This window comes from Methanoregula sp. (assembly GCF_002835825.1).
Classification (GTDB): domain Archaea; phylum Halobacteriota; class Methanomicrobia; order Methanomicrobiales; family Methanospirillaceae; genus Methanoregula.
Window position 1 is genome coordinate 1 of record NZ_PIZH01000768.1, and the last position, 1039, is coordinate 1039.

General features: G+C 59.9%; 2 protein-coding genes. Both read right to left on the minus strand.

Going from position 1 to position 1039, the window contains the following annotated elements; all coding sequences use genetic code 11:
* Positions 1-635 (minus strand): glycosyltransferase (locus CW742_RS15060; protein WP_292421823.1); only part of this gene is annotated, 635 nt, incomplete at its 3' end.
* Positions 632-1039: methyltransferase domain-containing protein (locus CW742_RS15065; protein ID WP_292421826.1), on the minus strand; the 408-nt coding region annotated here is incomplete at its 5' end. The genes CW742_RS15065 and CW742_RS15060, both read right to left, overlap by 4 nt.

Here is a 1039-nt window from a genome sequence, read left to right on the forward strand (position 1 = left end):
GGTGCGGGGGTTCCGAAGAGAAAGACGATACAGGGACCGGGAATCGCGTACCGCTTTCGGGTCCGGTCCGCGCTCGAAGGCTCGACGTCTTCGAAGAAGTGAGGGGATACCCCTTCGTGAATGGTCCGGATCCTTTCCCCGGGATAATCCGTCAGTTCGATCAGATCGCGCCGGGTGCTCTCCGAAACGGCGATGACGGCATCGGACCGTTCGAGTCCCCGCTGAAGCTCGTGCCGATACCCCCGCTCATTCAAACGCCGGTCGGCGAAATAATGAGGGAAACGAAGGTAGGTCAGATCGTGCACCGTGAGGACGCGCTTCGCTTTCCGGGCCGGCGGCAGGACAAAGTGAAGCCCGTGAAAAATATCGATGTCCCCCAGGAACGACTCAATGGCCGGCCAGCCGGCCGCGTCCCACAGCCCCGTGAGAAGCCGCCGGGGGAAAAAAACTTCGCGCAGGGAGACGTTTTCACGATCCGGCGTCCAGGCGGGTCCTTTTTCCCTGAAGCGGTTCACGAACAGGGTGAACCGGGCGCCGGGAGCGGCCGCCGCCAGAGCCCCGATGAGGCCGCGGCTGTATCGTGCGATACCGCCTGAAGGATAGAGGGTGTGGTAGGCATCGATCGCTATCTTCATGGTTTCGCCACGGCAAAAATGCGCGTATGAAAGGTGCCGGGGTGCTTCATCCCGGGCAGTTCGATGAAATAGATCAGTTTCAGGATCCGGAACCAGGTCCAGCGGGCGGCGCGGTAGGCCAGATGCCGGGGAGTGAATTTCAAAGACCATCGCTCACGGACGAATCGGACCTCCGAGAAGCCGGCCGCTCGAAGCACGTAGTTTAAACTCAGTTCCGTAAAGACCATCCGGTGAGTGAAGTCGATGTAGCGGTTGTACAAAGATGTGAATCCCGCGGCCTGAGGGGAATTGACCGCCAGAACGCCGCCGGGGGCCAGGCCTTCACCAAGCGTTCGCAGGAGGGAAACGATGTCGTTTTTTGGAACGTGCTCAAGGAAATCATTCAGAGCGATCAGATGGTAATG